This is a genomic window from Paenarthrobacter aurescens (genome assembly GCF_041549525.1).
In the GTDB taxonomy this organism is placed as follows: domain Bacteria; phylum Actinomycetota; class Actinomycetes; order Actinomycetales; family Micrococcaceae; genus Arthrobacter; species Arthrobacter aurescens.
In genome coordinates, this window is record NZ_CP157456.1 from 1,833,695 (window position 1) to 1,849,877 (window position 16,183).

Below are 16,183 nucleotides of genomic sequence, written 5' to 3' on the forward strand. Positions count from 1 at the left end.
CTAGAGTTAACAAGCACGTCATTTACCCTAAGGAGGGCCGTTGGGACTTTTGGAAACCGTTAAGGATCCACGGGACCTGGCCACATTGTCCGGCACGGAGCTGGAACAACTGGCCGGGGAAATCAGGGCATTCCTGATCACCAACGTAGCCGCAACCGGTGGACACCTTGGGCCCAACCTGGGCGTTGTGGAGCTCACTCTCGCTGTCCACAGGAACTTTGAGTCTCCGCGGGACAGCGTTATTTTTGACACCGGGCACCAGTCCTATGTACACAAGTTGCTGACCGGACGCCAGGACTTCACTACGCTCCGTCAGCAGGGCGGCCTCTCCGGCTACCCGGACCGCGCGGAGTCAGAACACGACATCGTGGAGAGCTCGCACGCGTCCTCTTCCCTGTCCTGGGCTGACGGCATCTCGCGTGCCCGGCAGTTGACCGGCGAGGGCGACCGGTTCGTCGTCGCCGTTGTGGGTGACGGCGCCCTGACCGGCGGCATGGCGTGGGAAGCCATCAACAACATCGCAGCTGATAAACGGCGTCGTGTGGTGATCGTTGTCAACGACAACGGGCGCTCCTACGCCCCAACTGTTGGCGGTTTTGCCGACTACCTGGCATCGCTGCGCCCCACCATCGATTCCCTGCGCACCACTCCGGCCTACGAGCGCATGCTGGACTGGTGGAAAAAGAAGCTTCAGGACGGCGGCCCCGCCGGTCAGTTCACCTATAAGAGCCTGCATGCCATGAAGAAGGGCATCAAGGACTGGTGGGCCCCGCAGGGCATGTTCGAGGACCTTGGCATGAAGTACATCGGCCCGGTTGACGGACACAACCTTCAAGCCATGGAGCATGCACTCAACACAGCCAAAGCCTATGGCGGGCCGGTGATTGTCCATGCCATGACGGAGAAGGGGCACGGCTACGCTCCGGCCCTGGCCAACGAAGCTGACCAGTTCCACGCGGTAGGAATCATTGACCCGGAAACGGGCGAGCCCACCGAAATGCCCGGTGCCAGGTCATGGACGTCGGTTTTCGCCGAAGAGATCGCCGATATCGCTGATGAGCGCCCGGACATTGTGGGTATCACCGGCGCCATGCTGATCCCCGTGGGATTGCACAAGTTCGCCGAACGCCACCCGGAGCGTGTGATCGACGTCGGTATTGCCGAGCAGCATGCCCTGACGTCGGCCGCTGGAATGGCTTTCGGTGGCCTTCACCCCGTGGTGGCGGTTTACGCTACCTTCCTGAACCGCGCCTTTGACCAGCTCCTGATGGATGTTGCGCTGCACAAGGCCGGCGTCACCATCGTCCTGGACCGCGCCGGAGTGACTGGCCCGGACGGCCCCAGCCACCACGGCATGTGGGACATGGCCATGGTCCAGATTGTGCCTGGTCTTCACCTGGCTGCTCCCCGCGATGCCACCAGGCTCCGCGAAGAACTGCGTGAAGCTGTGGCTGTCAACGATGCCCCCACAGTGGTGCGGTTCTCCAAAGGCAGCGTTGGCTCCGAGATCGAAGCCATTGAGCGGCTTCACGACGGCGTGGATATCCTTGCCCGGCGCCCTGAAGGCTCCACCGAAAATGATGTCCTGATTGTCAGCGTGGGGGCCATGTCCGAACTCGCCCTCGACGTCGCAGCCCGCCTTGGGTCCCAAGGGATCAGCTCCACGGTTGTGGATCCGCGGTGGGTTCTTCCTGTCCGTAAATCCATCATCGCCCTCGCTGCCCGTCACCGCCTGGTGATCTGCATTGAAGACGGAGTCCGTGCAGGTGGCGTTGGGTCCCGTATCCGGCAGGAAATGCGCGCGGCCGGGGTGGACACCGCGCTGAACGAGGTAGGCCTGCCGGTTGAATTCCTCGTGCATGGTTCCCGTAGCCAGGTCCTGGAGCGCGTAGGCCTCACGGCGCAAAAGATAACGCACGACGTCGTGGCCCAGGTTTTGGGGACGAAGGTTCCGTTTGCCAGGCCGCTTCCGGGCCAGGAACACCCAACCACCGGCAGCCTGCCGACGCTGTGACGGACGAGCGCGCGCCGGGCGCATTGCAGCCCGGTGACCTCGTGGTGTCGAGGAACAGGAAGTGGGACGGCAAGGCCCATTGGGTGGTGCCCGGCCGCTACCTTGGTGAAGACATCCACGGTTGGTGGGTGTTCCAGGGAGCAGGGGAGTTCTGCGCCCGCCCGGGCGCAGCGTTCTACACGGCCTCGGATGCGGTGTTGCTGGTTCCCCGCGCTGGTGAGTTTGTAGCTACTTTTTACGACGACAGCTATCCGGGGGACTTCAGGATCTATGTTGACCTGGCTACCGGCCACGACTGGAATCCCATCAAACCCGGCGTCACCGAGTTCCACATGATTGATATGGATCTGGATGTTATCCGTTCCACCAAGCGTGGGGTGTTCGTGGACGACGAAGACGAATTTGAGCAGCATCGGGTGGCCATGGGCTATCCGCAACAGACGGTGGACGCTATGCGCGCAGAATGCGCAGCCCTCTACGAGGCAGTGAACACCATGAAAGCGCCTTTCGACGTCAATGGAGCCACTAGCACCAGCGCCGAGTGGTTCAGGAAAGGACGAGCATGAGCGGCATTATCCGTGCGTACAAGCGCGACGACGACGGAGTACTTCACTTCCGGGAGGCCTGGTACGACGACGAAGACCAGCAGTTCGTGATCAATCACGGTGTTGTGGGCCACCAGAGCAAGACCGACGAAGCAGACGTTGAGGAAGAATCCGCCGTGGATGGCCTGATGGCAGCTTTTGCCGCCCAGTGCGAAGAAGATGGCTACGCGGAGATTCCTGAGTCCGAACAGTTCTGGGTGGTTGCCCAGATTGCGTTGAAGTCCAAGGACGGCACCGAACGGGACCGGCATCTTGAGCGCAAGGCCAAGGCCGCGCTGACCGGTGAGCTGGCCTGGCGGGGTTTGGGCATAGTGGACCGATCGGAGATCGGCAACGGACATCTGAACATCTTCTGCCTCTGCCCGGATGTCAACAAGGCCGTGAACGCGATCAAGATTTGCGTACGCGGTGAGGATCTGGACTTCACCAAGCTCACGGTTGCAGCAGCACCGCACAGCGACCCAACGGCATTCCGTGTGAAGCACTCGCCCAAGCAGGGTGTGGGCTTTACTCTCTAAGTAGTACCCAACCGCATCAGGAGGGATCCCCATGGCGTCCAAGAGCAACTGGCCCGGACATACGCCCCTGCCCAAAGGTCTGGCCGCTCCGGCAAGACGGGCATTGGCGCATGAGGGGATCGAGACGCTGGAGCAGTTGGCCGAATTCGGCCAAGCGGGGCTCTCCAAGCTCCACGGGATGGGACCGGTGGCTGTGGCGCAGCTTGAAGATGCCATGGAGGAATCAGGGATCACTTACGGCAAGGGCTAGTCCTGTTGCCCGGGCAGTTTTGTTGCCTCGGGTGACATTTCAGTGCTGAGTGCGCATATAGGCTGAATTCATGACTGAATACCGACGCCTTGGCCATTCCGGACTGACCGTCTCAGCTGTTGGGCTGGGTTGCAACAATCTGGGCCGCGCCAACACCCCCACAGAGTCCCAGGAAGGCACCGACGCTGTTGTCCACGCCGCGATTGATGCCGGGGTGACCTTCTTCGACGTCGCCGATGTTTACGGCCGTGAGCCGGGCCTAAGCGAAGTCATGCTGGGCAAGGCGCTGAAGGGACACCGCGATGACGTGGTCATTGGCACGAAGTTTGGCATGGACATGCGTGGGGTCAATGGAAATGATTTCGAGGCCCGGGGTTCGCGCAGATACATCGTCAAAGCCGTGGAAGCTTCGCTGCGCCGTTTGGATACGGAGTGGATTGACCTCTACCAGTTCCACACGCCGGACCCTCGGACGCCCATTGAGGAGACGCTCGCGGCCTTGGAGGACCTGGTGTCCGCCGGCAAGGTGCGGTACATCGGTCATTCGAATTTTGCCGGCTGGCAGATCGCCGAGGCCGAGTACGTAGCACGGCAATCATCAGGTGGCGTCCGCTTCGTCTCGACGCAGAACCACTACAACCTCCTTGACCGGCGCGCCGAACTCGAGGTGCTCCCAGCCGCTGGAGCGTTCTCCCTGGGTGTTCTTCCCTACTTTCCCCTGGCCAACGGGCTGCTGACTGGAAAGTACTCCGCGGGCAAGGCCCCTGAGGGTTCCCGGTTGAGCCACACCCGGACCAACCTGGTCCATGACGCCGATTGGGAACAGCTGGGCCGCTTCGGACAGTTTGCCAAGGAACGTGGCATCAGCGAGCTTCAGTTGGCCTTCTCCTGGTTGGCCGCGCAGCCGGGCGTCAGCAGCGTCATTGCCGGCGCCACCCGCCCGGAGCAGATCCGCGAGAATGCCGGGGCCGTCTGCTGGGTCCCCACGCAGGAGGATCGCGCCGAACTGGACGAGATTTTCCCGCAGGCACCGAAGGTGGCACTCTTCTAGCCCTCTCTCACATAACAGCCCTTAAACCGGAACGCTCTTTCACTTTCCTCAAGCTAGTGAGAGAGCGTTCCGGTTTAGGCCGCGGGATGTGAGAGAGGGACGGGTCAGGCGGGCGCTGATGCGACGCCGGGAGCCAGGAACCGCTTGCCGTTGACGCGTTCGGAGGCGCCTACCCTGTCCAGATAAGGCGTAATGCCGCCCAGGAACATGGGCCATCCGGCTCCCATGATGACGCAGAGGTCAATATCTTCAGGTCCCGCTACGACGCCCTCTTCCAACATCAGCCCGATTTCTTCGGCCAAGGCGTCCTGCGTGCGCCGGAGGACTTCCTCACCAGTGGACGGGGTATTGCCGAAGGACATCAGTGCCAGTGTCTCGGCCGGGATGACCGGAGTTCCGTCCGGTCCTGGCGCCCAGAGGCTCTTCACTCCGTTATCGATGAGTTTCTGCAGGTTTTGGGAGACCGGGAAACGGTCTCCGAAGGCAGCATGCAGGGACTCCTGAACGTGCTGGGCCACCGGCAGGCCCACCATGGCACTCAGGGTGAACGGGGACATCGGTAGTCCCATGGGGCGCAGGGCGGAGTCGGCAACCTCGGCCGGAGTTCCTTCGTCGAACGCTGCGATCACTTCTCCCATAAGGCGGAGCAGGATGCGGTTGACCACGAAGGCCGCGGCATCCTTGACCAGCACAGCAGTCTTCTTCAAGCCCTTGGCCAGTTCGAACGCGGTGGCCAGAACGGCGTCATCGGTCTTGGGCGCCCGCACAATCTCCAATAACGGCATGACGGCCACCGGGTTGAAGAAGTGGAAGCCCACCAGGCGTTCGGGATGCTTCAAATCTTCGGCCATGGCCGTCACGGACAGCGAGGACGTGTTGGTGGCCAGAATGCACTCGGGAGAGACGATCGCTTCAACCTCGGCGAACACCTGCTTCTTGATGTGCAGTTCTTCGAAGACGGCCTCGATCACGAAGTCGGCGTCTGAGAAAGCCTCCTTGGACACGGATCCGGTGACCAGTGCTTTGGTCCTGTTGGCGGCATCGGGCTTGATCCGCTTCTTTGCCAGCATCTTGTCCACTTCGGCGTGGACGTAGCCCACGCCCTTGTCCACCCGTGCCTGATCAATATCCGTCATCACCACGGGGACCTTCAGCTGCCGGGCAAACAGCAGTGCAAGCTGGCTGGCCATAAGTCCTGCACCCACCACGCCGATCTTGGTGACCGGACGGGCAAGCTTACGGTCCGGCGCCCCGGCAGGACGCTTGGAGCGCTTCTGGACGAGGTCAAGGAACGCGTACACGGTAGAACGGAACTCGTCGGTCTGCATGAGCCCGGCAAGGGTTTGGCACTCAAGTTCCGCCGACTCCTGCTGGGTCATGGTGCGGTTTGCTTCCATGACATCCAGGACTTTGCCCGGAGCGGGGGAGGCGTTGGACGTCTTGGACTCCACAAACGCCCGGCCTGCTGAGACAGCGGCGGCCCAACGGCCGGCCACTTCTTCATCCCCGGCATCCACTGCGTTCTTCCGTTCAGGCGTGACCTCCCCGGAGATGACCCGTGCCGCCCATGCGAGCGACTGTTCCACGAAGTCCGCGGGTTCAAACATGGCATCGGCCACGCCGAGCTCGAACGCTTGTGGCCCCGTGAGGGTCCGGTTGTTGCTGAGGGGATTCTCGATCATGACCTTGACGGCATTCTCCGGGCCGATGAGTCGAGGCAGGATGTAGACGCCGCCCCAGCCCGGTACAAGGCCGATGAACGCTTCGGGCAGGGCCAAGGCGCCTGCACCTGTGGAGACGGTCCGGTAGGTGGACTGCAGGGCGATTTCCAGCCCGCCGCCCAAAGCCAGTCCGTTGATGAAGGAGAAGCTCGGAACGCCCAGGTCTGCCAAGGTGCTGTAGACGGCGTGACCAAGCTGCGCCATCCACAGCCCATGCTCACGTTCTTTGAGGGTCTTCACAGCCGAGAGGTCGGCGCCTGCCACCAGGAAGTACGGCTTGCCTGTGACACCGACGCCTACGATCTCTCCTCGTGAGGCGCGCTCCTTGAGGTTCTCCAGGACCCCACCGAGTTCCACCAGGGTGTTGGGGCCCAACGTGGTGGGCTTGGAGTGGTCAAGGCCGTTGTCCAGGGTGATCAGCGCGAAGGTTCCGGCACTGCCGGGCAGCTGGATGTCCTGCACATAGGAGTGGGTTATGACTTCATCGGGGAAAAGGGCTGCGAGCTTCTGGAATTCGGCGGCGCTCATGCGGCGGCTCCTTCGGTGGTGGCTGTGGTTGCCTGGTCAGCGGCGAAAGATTGGTAGTCGGCGTGGTGGGGGTTTTCCCAGATCACCGTGGCACCCATGCCCAGTCCGATGCACATGGTGGTGATGCCATAGCGAACCGAGTGATCTTCTTCGAACTGCCGCGCCAGCTGGTTCATGAGGCGGACGCCGGAGGATGCAAGCGGATGCCCGACGGCGATCGCCCCGCCATAGCGGTTGACGCGGGAATCGTCGTCGGCGATTCCGAAGTGGTCCAGGAAGCTGAGGACCTGAACGGCGAAGGCCTCGTTGATTTCGAAGAGTCCAATGTCTTCAATTCCCAGCCCTGCGTTTCTTAGTGCCTTTTCGGTGGCGGGTACCGGTCCGATGCCCATGACCTCGGGTTCAACACCGGCGAAGGCGTAGGAGACCAGACGCATCTTGACCGGAAGACCGAGCTCTTCAGCGGCTTCGGCGGAGGCAAGGACGGCTGCAGTGGCGCCGTCGTTCAAACCCGCAGCGTTGCCGGCGGTCACTCGGCCATGGGCGCGGAAGGGTGTCCGCAGTTCGGCGAGGTCGGCAACGGTGGTTCCGGGCCGGGGCGGCTCGTCCGTGGTGTGCAGGGCCCAGCCCTGTCCGGGCTTCATGGTGGCTACGGGCACGAGGTCTTGCTGGATTTGTTCTTTGGAGTAGGCTGCGGCCAATTTGGCCTGCGAGGCCGCAGCATAGGCATCCGTGCGGTCCTTGGTGATGGCCGGGAAGCGGTCGTGCAGGTTCTCCGCGGTGTTGCCCATGTTCAACGCAGCCGGGTCCACCAGGCGCTCGGACATGAACCGGGGATTGGGATCCGCGCCGGCGCCCATGGGGTGGTTGCCCATGTGCTCCACGCCGCCGGCAATGACTACGTCATAGGCGCCGAAACCGATGCCGCTCGCCGTCGTCGTCACTGCAGTCATGGCCCCTGCGCACATTCGGTCGATGGCGAAGCCGGGCACCGTGCGGGGGAGTCCGGCCAGCAGGGCCGCTGTACGGCCGATGGTGAGTCCTTGGTCTCCGGTTTGGGTGGTGGCCGCGATGGCAACCTCGTCGATCCTGTCCGCGGGCAGTGAGGGGTTTCGCCGCATCAGTTCTCGGATGCATTTGACCACGAGGTCATCGGCGCGGGTGCCGGCATAGATGCCTTTCTCACCGGCCTTGCCGAAGGGGGTGCGCACGCCATCGACGAAGACGACGTCGCGGACATTCCTTTGAGCACTGCGTGATGGACTCATGTATTAACTCCTCGTTGAGACATGGCGCCGAACCCCGCGTTGCGGGTATTGCGGTTGGCATTGATGCAATGTTACTCGTGGGTAACTTAGCGTGCAAGGTCAAAGCGGTTCCACGTGCCGGGGGCCGAGTACGCGAAAGGCCTGCCACCACGAACCGGAGTTCGTGGGGACAGGCCTCGCAGGGCGAGAAGGATTCAACCGGCATTGCCGGAAGCTTGCGCGTCCTGGGGTTGTTTTGCTTCCTTAGCCTTGGACTCTTTCGCCGGGAGCGGGGCAGGGTTCAAGCAGGCTTCGGTGAGTATCGGGGCGGCGAAGGAGATTTGCCACTCCCGCGCCCCCAGTGAGCGAAGCTCCGCAGCGATGGATTCCAGGGAAACGTCCGCAGGGGGACGCCAGGCAACCCGACGTAAATAATCCGGCGTCAGCAGGTTCTCCACGGGCAGCTTCAGCTCATCGGCTGCTGCCTGGAGGGCCGGCCGTGCGGTGGCAAGGCGCGCTGCGGCTTCGGGATCCCGGTCCACCCATACCCTTGGCGGCGGTGGAGCGTTGGTGGGCAGGTGGAGGGGCGGCAGATCCGTCAGCGTCCGGGCGTTGCTAATGCAGCGGAGCCAACGCGGGGCTTCCCTTTGAGCGGAGCGTCCGTGGAATCCTTTTGTAGCCAGCAGCTGAGGGACCGTGGTTGGCATGGCCTTGGCTGCGGCCACCAGGGCTGAGTCCGGGATCAGACGACCGGGGGCGACGTCGCGTTTGCGGGCAAGTTGGTCGCGCTCGAGCCACAGTTCACGCACCGCTGCAAGCTGACGGCGGTCGCGTATCTGGTGGAGTCCGGAGGTCTTCCGCCACGGGTCTACGCGGGGGGCCGAAAGTCCGGCCGCAAGGATGCCTGCAAACTCTTGCTCGGCGTAGTCGAGTTTGCCGTCGGCTTCGAGTAATTCAATGAGTTCTTCCCGGAGCTCCGCAAGGACTTCAACGTCCAGGGCTGCATAACGGAGCCAGGGCTCGGGCAGGGGGCGTGTGGACCAGTCTGCCGCAGAGTGTTCCTTGGCCAGGCCAAAGCCGAGAAGCTGTTCAATGACCGCAGCAAGGCCTACCCGCGGGAGCCCGGCGAGGCGGGCGGCAAGCTCGGTGTCGAAGAGTTTGTCAGGCCACATGCCCAGCTCGGAAAGGCACGGAAGGTCCTGCGAGGCTGCGTGCAGGATCCACTCGACGCCGCGGAGGGCGTCATTGATGATGTCCAGGTTCTCGAAGGGCTCGGGATCGATCAGCCAGGTTCCGGCCCCCTCGCGCCGGATCTGAACCAGGAAAGCCCGCTGCCCGTAACGGAAACCGGAGGCACGTTCAGCATCCACTCCGGCCGGCCCTGTTCCGGCGGCGATGGCGGCTGCGCACCGCTCCAGCCCTGACGGGGTATCGATCACCAGCGGTACGCCTTCGCGGGGAGTATCGAGGTCGATGATTTCAGGGACGTGGCTGTCGAAGCCGTCTACCTTGATGTGGGTGGTGGGATCAGCAACCGGGTCGCCGGCCGTGGTGTTTTCCGGATATTCAGGGGTCATGGTGGCTTAAGCTTACCGATTCCGGCCTAGTAGGGGTGAAGGGGGCCCGCTGCCGATGCCGGACAAGGCGTAGGTCACGCTCAATTGAGTCTCCTGTTGGGCAGCCCTGTGACTCCCGGCGGCAGCGGTGGGAGGCCCGCGAAGGTGCAGACCATGTCCGACCAGGCTTCGAGGTGGGCTTGGACATCCTGGCTGGCCGGCGTCCAGGATGCTCGGAGTTCAATGTCTATGGTGTCGGGCCGTTCAGCCAGGGTGCCAAAGCTCTCGGAAAGGATTCTTGTTGCTGTGCCACCGGCAGCGCGGTAAGGTGCGGCGTGGTTTTCCAAAGCGTCAACCAGCCAGGTCCATGCTACGGAGCCGAGCATGGAGTCGTTCCCCATCTCTGCATCCATCTGAGCCCGGATGTAGGTAACTATCCGGAACTCCCCTTCCCAGACGGCCGAACCGTCGGGGTCATAAAGGAGGATGAAGCGGCCGGTGGCGAGTTCGTCATCTTCTTCGCTTGAAGTACTGCCGCCCTGGGTGGCGGCGAAGGCCTTGGCCGCAGGTCCATGGACGGGGACCTGGCGGGTTGCCGCCGTGGGGCTGAATACCTCGGCCCCCAAAGCGACGGCGTAAGGGGCCAGGCGGGCAGGAGCGGGGATCTCCTCAAGCCGCAGCTCACTGCGGCATTGTGCTTTTCGTAGGGAACCCAAGGCGAAGAGAAACTCCGAGGGAACCTGTGCGAGGGCGTTCACCATCGCAGATTATGCGTCCGGGGCGGCGATTCTGTGCAGGCTCGCCGCCCCGGGTTGCATGTGTTATGGGTTAGGCCAGCTCGCGCTTGATTGCCGTTACGAAGGCGTCGATGTCTTCCTCCGTGGTGTCGAACGAACACATCCAGCGCACTTCACGGCGGGCAGCGTCCCAGTCGTAGAAAGCGAAGGATTCCCGGAGCTTGTCCGCCACGCCTTCGGGAAGGATGGCGAACACGCCGTTGGACTGTGTTGCCTGGGTTGGTTCCACGCCGTTGATTCCCTCAACGGCTGTGCGCAAGCGGGTGGCCATGGCGTTGGCGTGGGCTGCCGAACGCAGCCACAGTCCATCCTCCAGCAGGGCGATGAACTGGGCGGAGATGAAACGCATCTTCGAGGCAAGCTGCATGTTCATCTTGCGCAGGAATTTCAGGCCGTCAGCAGCCCCGGGGTTCAGTGCCACCACCACTTCGCCGAAAAGAAGCCCGTTCTTGGTACCGCCGAAGGACAGGATGTCCACCCCGGCATCGCGGGTGAAGGCGCGGAGGGGGACGTCCAGGTGGGCGGCGGCATTGGCGAGCCGGGCGCCGTCCATGTGAAGCTTCATTCCCTTGGAGTGGGCGTGGGTGGCAATGGCGCGGACTTCATCGGGCGTGTAGCAGGTGCCGAGTTCGGTGGTCTGGGTGATGGAAACAACCAGGGGCTGGGCGCGGTGCTCATCGCCCCAGCCCCAGGCTTCGCGGTCAATCAACTCAGGAGTGAGCTTGCCATCGGTGGTGGGGACCTGGAGGAGCTTGATTCCGCCCACACGTTCCGGTGCGCCGTTCTCATCCATGTTGATGTGTGCTGTGGAAGCGCAGATCACCGCTCCCCAGCGGGGGAGGAGGGATTGGAGGGCCAGGACGTTGGCGCCCGTGCCGTTGAATACCGGGAACGTCTCGATGCCCGGGCCGAACTGCTGCTCCAGCACCTCTTGCAGCCTGGCCGTGTACACGTCTTCTCCGTAGGAGACCTGGTGCCCGCCATTGGCAGATGCCAGTGCTGCGAGGATCTCCGGGTGCACGCCGGAGTAGTTGTCCGATGCGAATCCGCGAACCGCAGGGTCATGCAGTTGAGGATCATGCAGTTGAACCGGGCCCGGGGTGTCCGTGGCGCTGTGGATTGCCTCTGTTGTGCTCGTCACTTGTTCATTCACGCTTTCAAGTCTATTTGGGCGACAGGAATTCAGGGTGCCAGCAGGATGCGCTGGCCGTTGAGGGCGGCCGCAGGTTGTTCAAAGAGTCCGACGACGGCGGTAGCCAGCTCTTCGACATCAGTGAACCCGGGGAATCGCCGCTCGGGCTGTGCTTTGCGCATGGTGGCGTCGACGAGGGCTTTCACCACAAGAATCACCGCAGCGCTGTGCTGCTCGGCAGGAGCATCTTTGTTGGCAGATTGGGCTCGGCTGAAACCATCGGCCACCGCAAGTGTCCAGGCTTCCGCGGCTGCCTTGGCTGCTGCGTAACTGGCCGCCGCAGCCGTCGGCGCAGTTGCGGCTGTTGAAGAGACCATGGCCAGCCGGCCGTGCGGGGAAGATTCGAGTTGGTGGTAGAACACCCGGGAGACATTCCTGAGCGTGGTCACAGCGCTGCGCTCCATGGCCTCCCAATCCTCGTCCGTCTGGTCTTCGATGCCTTTGGCACCCCGCCAACCGCCCACCAAGTGGATGACGCCGTCGATGTTCTCAATGCCAAGCCCGCGGACAGTTCCCGCCAGGTCCTTGACGGACTGCAGGCCCGCGAGGTTGCAGACCAGGGGAGTTGCTTCGTGGCCGGCTTCGGCAGCAGCGGCTTTGATCCGGGCCTCGTCCGAGCCCACCGTAAGCACCTTGTGACCGGCGGCCCCCAACGCCCGCGCCACGGCGATGCCCGACGCGCTGCTTCCGCCGGTCACAAGGATATTCAGTGTGGTCATCAGGCCGCAGTCGCGCCCGTGATGCCGGTGGTGGACTCAATGACGGGACGCATCTTCTTCTCCAATGCTTCGTAGAACATCGACAGCGGGAATTCGTCGTCCAGCACCTGGTCCGTGAGGCCGCGGGGCAGACCGTCCAAGGGTAGCGCCTGGGGACCCTTGGCCCATACAGATGCCGGGTGCGGAGTCACCGTGCTGGAGATGAGTTCGTAGGCGGCCAGCCAGTGGGCAGCCTTGGGGCGGTCGATCGAGCGCCAGTAAAGCTCTTCGATCCTGGCACCGAGTTCCACCACAACAGAGGCAGCCTCGTCCCAATCGATGGAGAGCTTGCTGTCCGTCCAGTGCAGGACGTGGTGCTGGTGCATCCACGCGAACAGCAGCTGGCCGCCCAGACCGTCGTAGTTGCGTACGCGGCTGCCGGTGATGGCAAACCGGAAAATGCGGTCAAAGATCACGGCATACTGAACCAGCTTTGCATGCTTGCGGGCATCGGGATCGGCGTCTTCATCCTTTTCAATGCGCACCGATTCGCGGAACGCCGTCAGGTCGCAGCGCAGCTCCTCGAGTGAGTAGAGGAAAAACGGCATGCGCTGCTTGATCATGAACGGATCGAAGGGAAGGTCCCCGCGCATGTGGGTACGGTCATGGATGAGGTCCCACATGACAAAAGTGCGCTGGGTCAGTTCCTGGTCCTCGATCAGCTGGGCTGCGTCCTCGGGAAGCTCCAAGGATGTGGTTGCTGCTGCAGCTTTGAGCACGCGGCGGAAACGGGCGGCTTCACGGTCGGCAAAAATGGCGCCCCAGGTGAATGTGGGAGTCTCGCGGACTGCAACCGTCTCAGGGAAGAGCACGGCCGAGTTGGTGTCATACCCGGGAGTGAAGTCCACAAAGCGGATGGGTACAAAAAGCTTGTTGGAGTATTCGCCGGCCTCCAGGCCGCCAATGAACTCGGGCCAGATAACCTCGATCAGTACTGCTTCGACCAGCCTGTTGGTGCTGCCGTTCTGCGTGTACATGGGGAAAACCACCAAGTGCTGCAGCCCGTCAATGCGCTGTTCCTGGGGCTGGAACGCCTGAAGTGAGTCCAGGAAGTCAGGCACCCCGAATCCACCTTGGACCCAGCGGCCGAAGTCTTCAACCAGGAGCTCCAGGTAGCGGGCATCATGGGGGAAGCTTGGTGCAAGAGCGGAGATTGCGTCAGTCACCGTGGAAACGAGGTTTGCTGCTTCGGCGTGAACTGCGGAATCGGCAATGGAGCCGTCCTGTTCCTGGTAAGCCTGAAGGGCGGTGGCTGCAGCTTTAAGGGACATCCACTCAGCGTTGTCGGCAGTGACACGCTGGGCGAGTGTTGTGGTGATGGTGGTCATGGAGCTCGGCCCTTTCTTCGAAGTGATTGCTTCTGGGCCGAGCGTAGCAAGCAAAAAGGATCGCTAATTCAAAAATAGCTTGAGCATAAGAAACTCTTGTGCATCTGGTGTTCGTAGACCTGTTGAGGTCCAGTCGCGGCATAGGAACCTCCCTGACGGGCTGGAAGAGCACCAGCCCGTCCAGGAAGGCCTAGTTTTCTTCGGGATTCACCAAACGCAGTGAAACGGAGTTGATGCAGAACCGCTGGTCAGTGGGCGTTCCATACCCCTCACCCTCAAAAACGTGGCCCAAATGGGAATCGCAGTTGGCGCACCGTACTTCCACACGATCCATGCCCATGGTGCGGTCATGAAGATACCGGACCGTTCCTTCGGCAAGAGGAGCCCAGAACGACGGCCACCCACAATGGGAATCAAACTTCTCCCTGCTGGTAAACAACTGGCTTCCACAGGCGCGGCACTGGTAGACCCCTTCTGTGTGGGTATCCCAATACTCACCCGTATAAGGCCGCTCAGTACCTGCCTGCCGAAGCACCCTGTACTCCTCAGGGGTCAACTCCTCGCGCCACTGGGCATCGCTCTTTTCCACGGGAACAGCAGTCCCCCCGGCCGCAGAAGTAGTCTTGCTGGTGTTCTCAGGAGTGTTCATGTCTATTGCAACGCTCACGAGTCGCCGATAAATCCCGAGCCCGCATACAGATGCAACACCGGAAGGCCGAGCTGGTCCTGCGCCTTATTGGCCCAGTCAGTATGGAAGGTGTCCGCAATGGCATGAGGCCGGGTAATGACCACAGCCTGGGCAGCGTCCACAGCCCGGACCTTTGCCACCAAGCCGGCCACGGCACCGCCGTCCACCACTTCACCTGTCACACCGCCACCCAAGCCGGCCAACGCCGCCAGTGAGGCAGCCAGTGTCTCGGAGGCCTCCGCACGCTCAGCCTCAGGATCCGGGTGCTGCGCAGTGAGCTCCCGGAAAGCCTTGGCAATATCAAGCAAGGACAGGTTCTCCAGGAAGTCCACCAGGAGGTGCCGTTCAGTATTGGACGGAACCAGAACAATAAGGGGCGCATCACCGCCGTCGAGCAGTTTGGCGATGTTCACGCGGTCGTCGGGGCCAAGGGGCTCTTCAGTCAGGATGACGATGGGATCACTCATGGCTACAGCGTAGTCCCGGCGAACCACAGTCCGCAGGCTTTCAGGACCCGATCCGCGCGCCCGGCCGCCCCTGAAGCGCGCCGCGCGGCCCACGCCTGCACCAGGCAGGACCGGAGAGCGACAAGAATGGAGTTATGGCATCGACAACCCCGCCAGCGAGCGACGCTGCAAACAACAAACTCTCCCTCCGCACCAAATGGGCAATCGCCGGCTTCCTGGCAGGCGGCACCCTGGCAGGTTTGGTGGGGGCCGGATCCTCGGCGCTCGCCGTATATTTTGCCCGCCGCGTCATCACTCCTGCCGCCCGGCATGAGGATCAGGAAGTCCTTGCGGTGATCCGCGGTGACAAAGGGCCGCAGATCATTCTGGCGGCCACGCCGGACAGCACCATTGACGGTGTGTTCAGCCTGTTCTTCTCCGGTGGCAAAGGACACGCCAGGATCGGCCGGATTGTGTCCTATTCCCCGGCCGAACAGACGGTGCTGCGCGAAGTCGAAGAGGTTTACAGCGGTAACCTCTCAGAGGCCCGCCGCGCATGGTGGAGCGGGGCAACGTACCCGGACCCGGCCGCGATCGGACTGGCCGCCGAGGATGTGGACATAGAGGTGGCCGGTGGCAAGGCGCCTGCTTGGCTGATCCGCGCCGAGGCTTCCGCGGCATCGCCGGTCTGCGCCATCATGGTCCATGGCCGCGGCGCCACGCGCTTGGAAGGGCTGCGGGCGGTTCGCACAGCACGCGAGCTGGGGATGGACAGCCTGCTGATCTCCTACCGAAATGACGGGTTGGCCCCCTCCGCGACGGATGGGCGGTATGGCTTAGGCTCCACCGAATGGCGTGATGTTGAGGCTGCGATCGAATACGCCGTAGATCACGGAGCCCAGGAAATTGTTCTGTTCGGCTGGTCCATGGGCGGGGCGATCAGCCTCCAAACAGCGGACCTGTCCAAGCACCGCCACCTGATCCGGGCGCTGGTCCTGGATGCCCCGGTGATCAATTGGGTCAACGTGATGGCCCATCATGCTGAAATGAACAAGATTCCCTACAACGTGGGCCGCTACGGGCAGATGATGCTGAGCCATCCGCTGGGGCGCAGGCTGACGGGGCTGTCCGCGCCGGTGGACCTCAAAGCCATGGACTGGGAAGCCCGCGCCATTGAACTGCGGACACCCACGTTGCTGATCCACAGCGTAGATGATGATTACGTGCCCTTTGGCCCCTCAGCCAGCCTCGCGGAAAAGAACCCGGAAATGGTGACCTTTGAACCGTTCGACGGCGCCCGGCACACCAAGGAATGGAATGTGGACCCGGAACGGTGGGAGCGCGTGGTCCGGGCCTGGCTGCAGAAACAGCTGGCTCCACGGAACAACCCCGGACAGACCGGCAACCCCACCGTTGGGCCGGGCCTCGCGTAGTACCGGGCCCGGTACTGCAAGGTCTCCAGTAGTACCGGGCCTCCTGTAATA

Annotated in this window: 15 protein-coding genes; 6 read left to right on the top strand and 9 right to left on the bottom strand. The window is 62.6% G+C overall.

The window, feature by feature from the left end; all coding sequences use genetic code 11:
- Positions 1 to 40 precede the first annotated feature (40 nt).
- The 5 genes from dxs to ABI796_RS08500 all read left to right on the top strand — a co-directional run bounded on the left by dxs (position 41) and on the right by ABI796_RS08500 (position 4,438).
- Positions 41 to 2,014: a 1-deoxy-D-xylulose-5-phosphate synthase gene (dxs, locus tag ABI796_RS08480; protein WP_141281989.1), complete on the top strand. Its 1,974-nt coding sequence runs from the start codon at positions 41 to 43 to the stop codon at positions 2,012 to 2,014.
- Complete coding sequence (locus tag ABI796_RS08485) at positions 2,011 to 2,580, top strand: DUF402 domain-containing protein (protein WP_141281991.1); 570 nt, start codon at positions 2,011 to 2,013, stop codon at positions 2,578 to 2,580. The genes dxs and ABI796_RS08485 overlap by 4 nt, the downstream gene beginning before the upstream one ends.
- Positions 2,577 to 3,137, top strand: a complete 561-nt coding sequence (locus tag ABI796_RS08490; protein WP_141281993.1) for a hypothetical protein — start codon at positions 2,577 to 2,579, stop codon at positions 3,135 to 3,137. Before ABI796_RS08485 ends, ABI796_RS08490 begins: the two co-directional genes overlap by 4 nt.
- A gap of 31 nt (positions 3,138 to 3,168) precedes the next feature.
- Positions 3,169 to 3,387 carry a hypothetical protein gene (locus tag ABI796_RS08495; RefSeq protein ID WP_141281995.1) on the top strand — a complete coding sequence of 73 codons (219 nt, stop codon included), beginning with the start codon at positions 3,169 to 3,171 and terminating at the stop codon, positions 3,385 to 3,387.
- Positions 3,388 to 3,457: 70 nt separating this feature from the next.
- Positions 3,458 to 4,438: an aldo/keto reductase gene (locus tag ABI796_RS08500; protein WP_141281997.1), complete on the top strand. Its 981-nt coding sequence runs from the start codon at positions 3,458 to 3,460 to the stop codon at positions 4,436 to 4,438.
- 104 nt (positions 4,439 to 4,542) lie between these two features.
- Here the strand turns inward: ABI796_RS08500 and ABI796_RS08505 are convergent, their stop codons facing one another.
- The 9 genes from ABI796_RS08505 to ABI796_RS08545 form a co-directional block, all read right to left on the bottom strand.
- Positions 4,543 to 6,687 (bottom strand): 3-hydroxyacyl-CoA dehydrogenase NAD-binding domain-containing protein, encoded by a 2,145-nt coding sequence (locus ABI796_RS08505; RefSeq protein WP_141281999.1) that lies wholly within the window; start codon positions 6,685 to 6,687, stop codon positions 4,543 to 4,545.
- Positions 6,684 to 7,955: an acetyl-CoA C-acyltransferase gene (locus ABI796_RS08510; RefSeq protein WP_141282001.1), complete on the bottom strand. Its 1,272-nt coding sequence runs from the start codon at positions 7,953 to 7,955 to the stop codon at positions 6,684 to 6,686. The genes ABI796_RS08505 and ABI796_RS08510 overlap by 4 nt, the downstream gene beginning before the upstream one ends.
- A gap of 194 nt (positions 7,956 to 8,149) precedes the next feature.
- On the bottom strand, positions 8,150 to 9,511 hold the full coding sequence (locus tag ABI796_RS08515) for an HRDC domain-containing protein (RefSeq protein ID WP_141282003.1): 1,362 nt from the start codon (positions 9,509 to 9,511) through the stop codon (positions 8,150 to 8,152).
- Between the two features lie 80 nt (positions 9,512 to 9,591).
- Positions 9,592 to 10,251 carry a DUF3000 domain-containing protein gene (locus tag ABI796_RS08520; protein ID WP_141282005.1) on the bottom strand — a complete coding sequence of 220 codons (660 nt, stop codon included), beginning with the start codon at positions 10,249 to 10,251 and terminating at the stop codon, positions 9,592 to 9,594.
- 67 nt (positions 10,252 to 10,318) lie between these two features.
- On the bottom strand, positions 10,319 to 11,407 hold the full coding sequence (locus ABI796_RS08525) for a low specificity L-threonine aldolase (protein WP_141282029.1): 1,089 nt from the start codon (positions 11,405 to 11,407) through the stop codon (positions 10,319 to 10,321).
- 62 nt (positions 11,408 to 11,469) lie between these two features.
- A complete protein-coding gene (locus ABI796_RS08530; RefSeq protein WP_141282007.1) occupies positions 11,470 to 12,198 on the bottom strand; it encodes an SDR family NAD(P)-dependent oxidoreductase in 729 nt (242 codons plus the stop codon).
- Positions 12,198 to 13,565 carry a DUF6421 family protein gene (locus ABI796_RS08535; protein ID WP_141282009.1) on the bottom strand — a complete coding sequence of 456 codons (1,368 nt, stop codon included), beginning with the start codon at positions 13,563 to 13,565 and terminating at the stop codon, positions 12,198 to 12,200. The genes ABI796_RS08530 and ABI796_RS08535 overlap by 1 nt, the downstream gene beginning before the upstream one ends.
- A 190-nt stretch (positions 13,566 to 13,755) precedes the next feature.
- Positions 13,756 to 14,214 carry a peptide-methionine (R)-S-oxide reductase MsrB gene (gene msrB / locus ABI796_RS08540; RefSeq protein WP_141282011.1) on the bottom strand — a complete coding sequence of 153 codons (459 nt, stop codon included), beginning with the start codon at positions 14,212 to 14,214 and terminating at the stop codon, positions 13,756 to 13,758.
- 14 nt (positions 14,215 to 14,228) lie between these two features.
- Entirely contained in the window at positions 14,229 to 14,720 is a 492-nt protein-coding gene (locus tag ABI796_RS08545) for a hypothetical protein (RefSeq protein WP_026005514.1), read from the bottom strand.
- A gap of 134 nt (positions 14,721 to 14,854) precedes the next feature.
- Here ABI796_RS08545 and ABI796_RS08550 point away from each other — a divergent pair, with 134 nt between their 5' ends.
- Positions 14,855 to 16,132, top strand: a complete 1,278-nt coding sequence (locus ABI796_RS08550) for a S9 family peptidase (RefSeq protein ID WP_141282013.1) — start codon at positions 14,855 to 14,857, stop codon at positions 16,130 to 16,132.
- Positions 16,133 to 16,183: the final 51 nt, after the last annotated feature.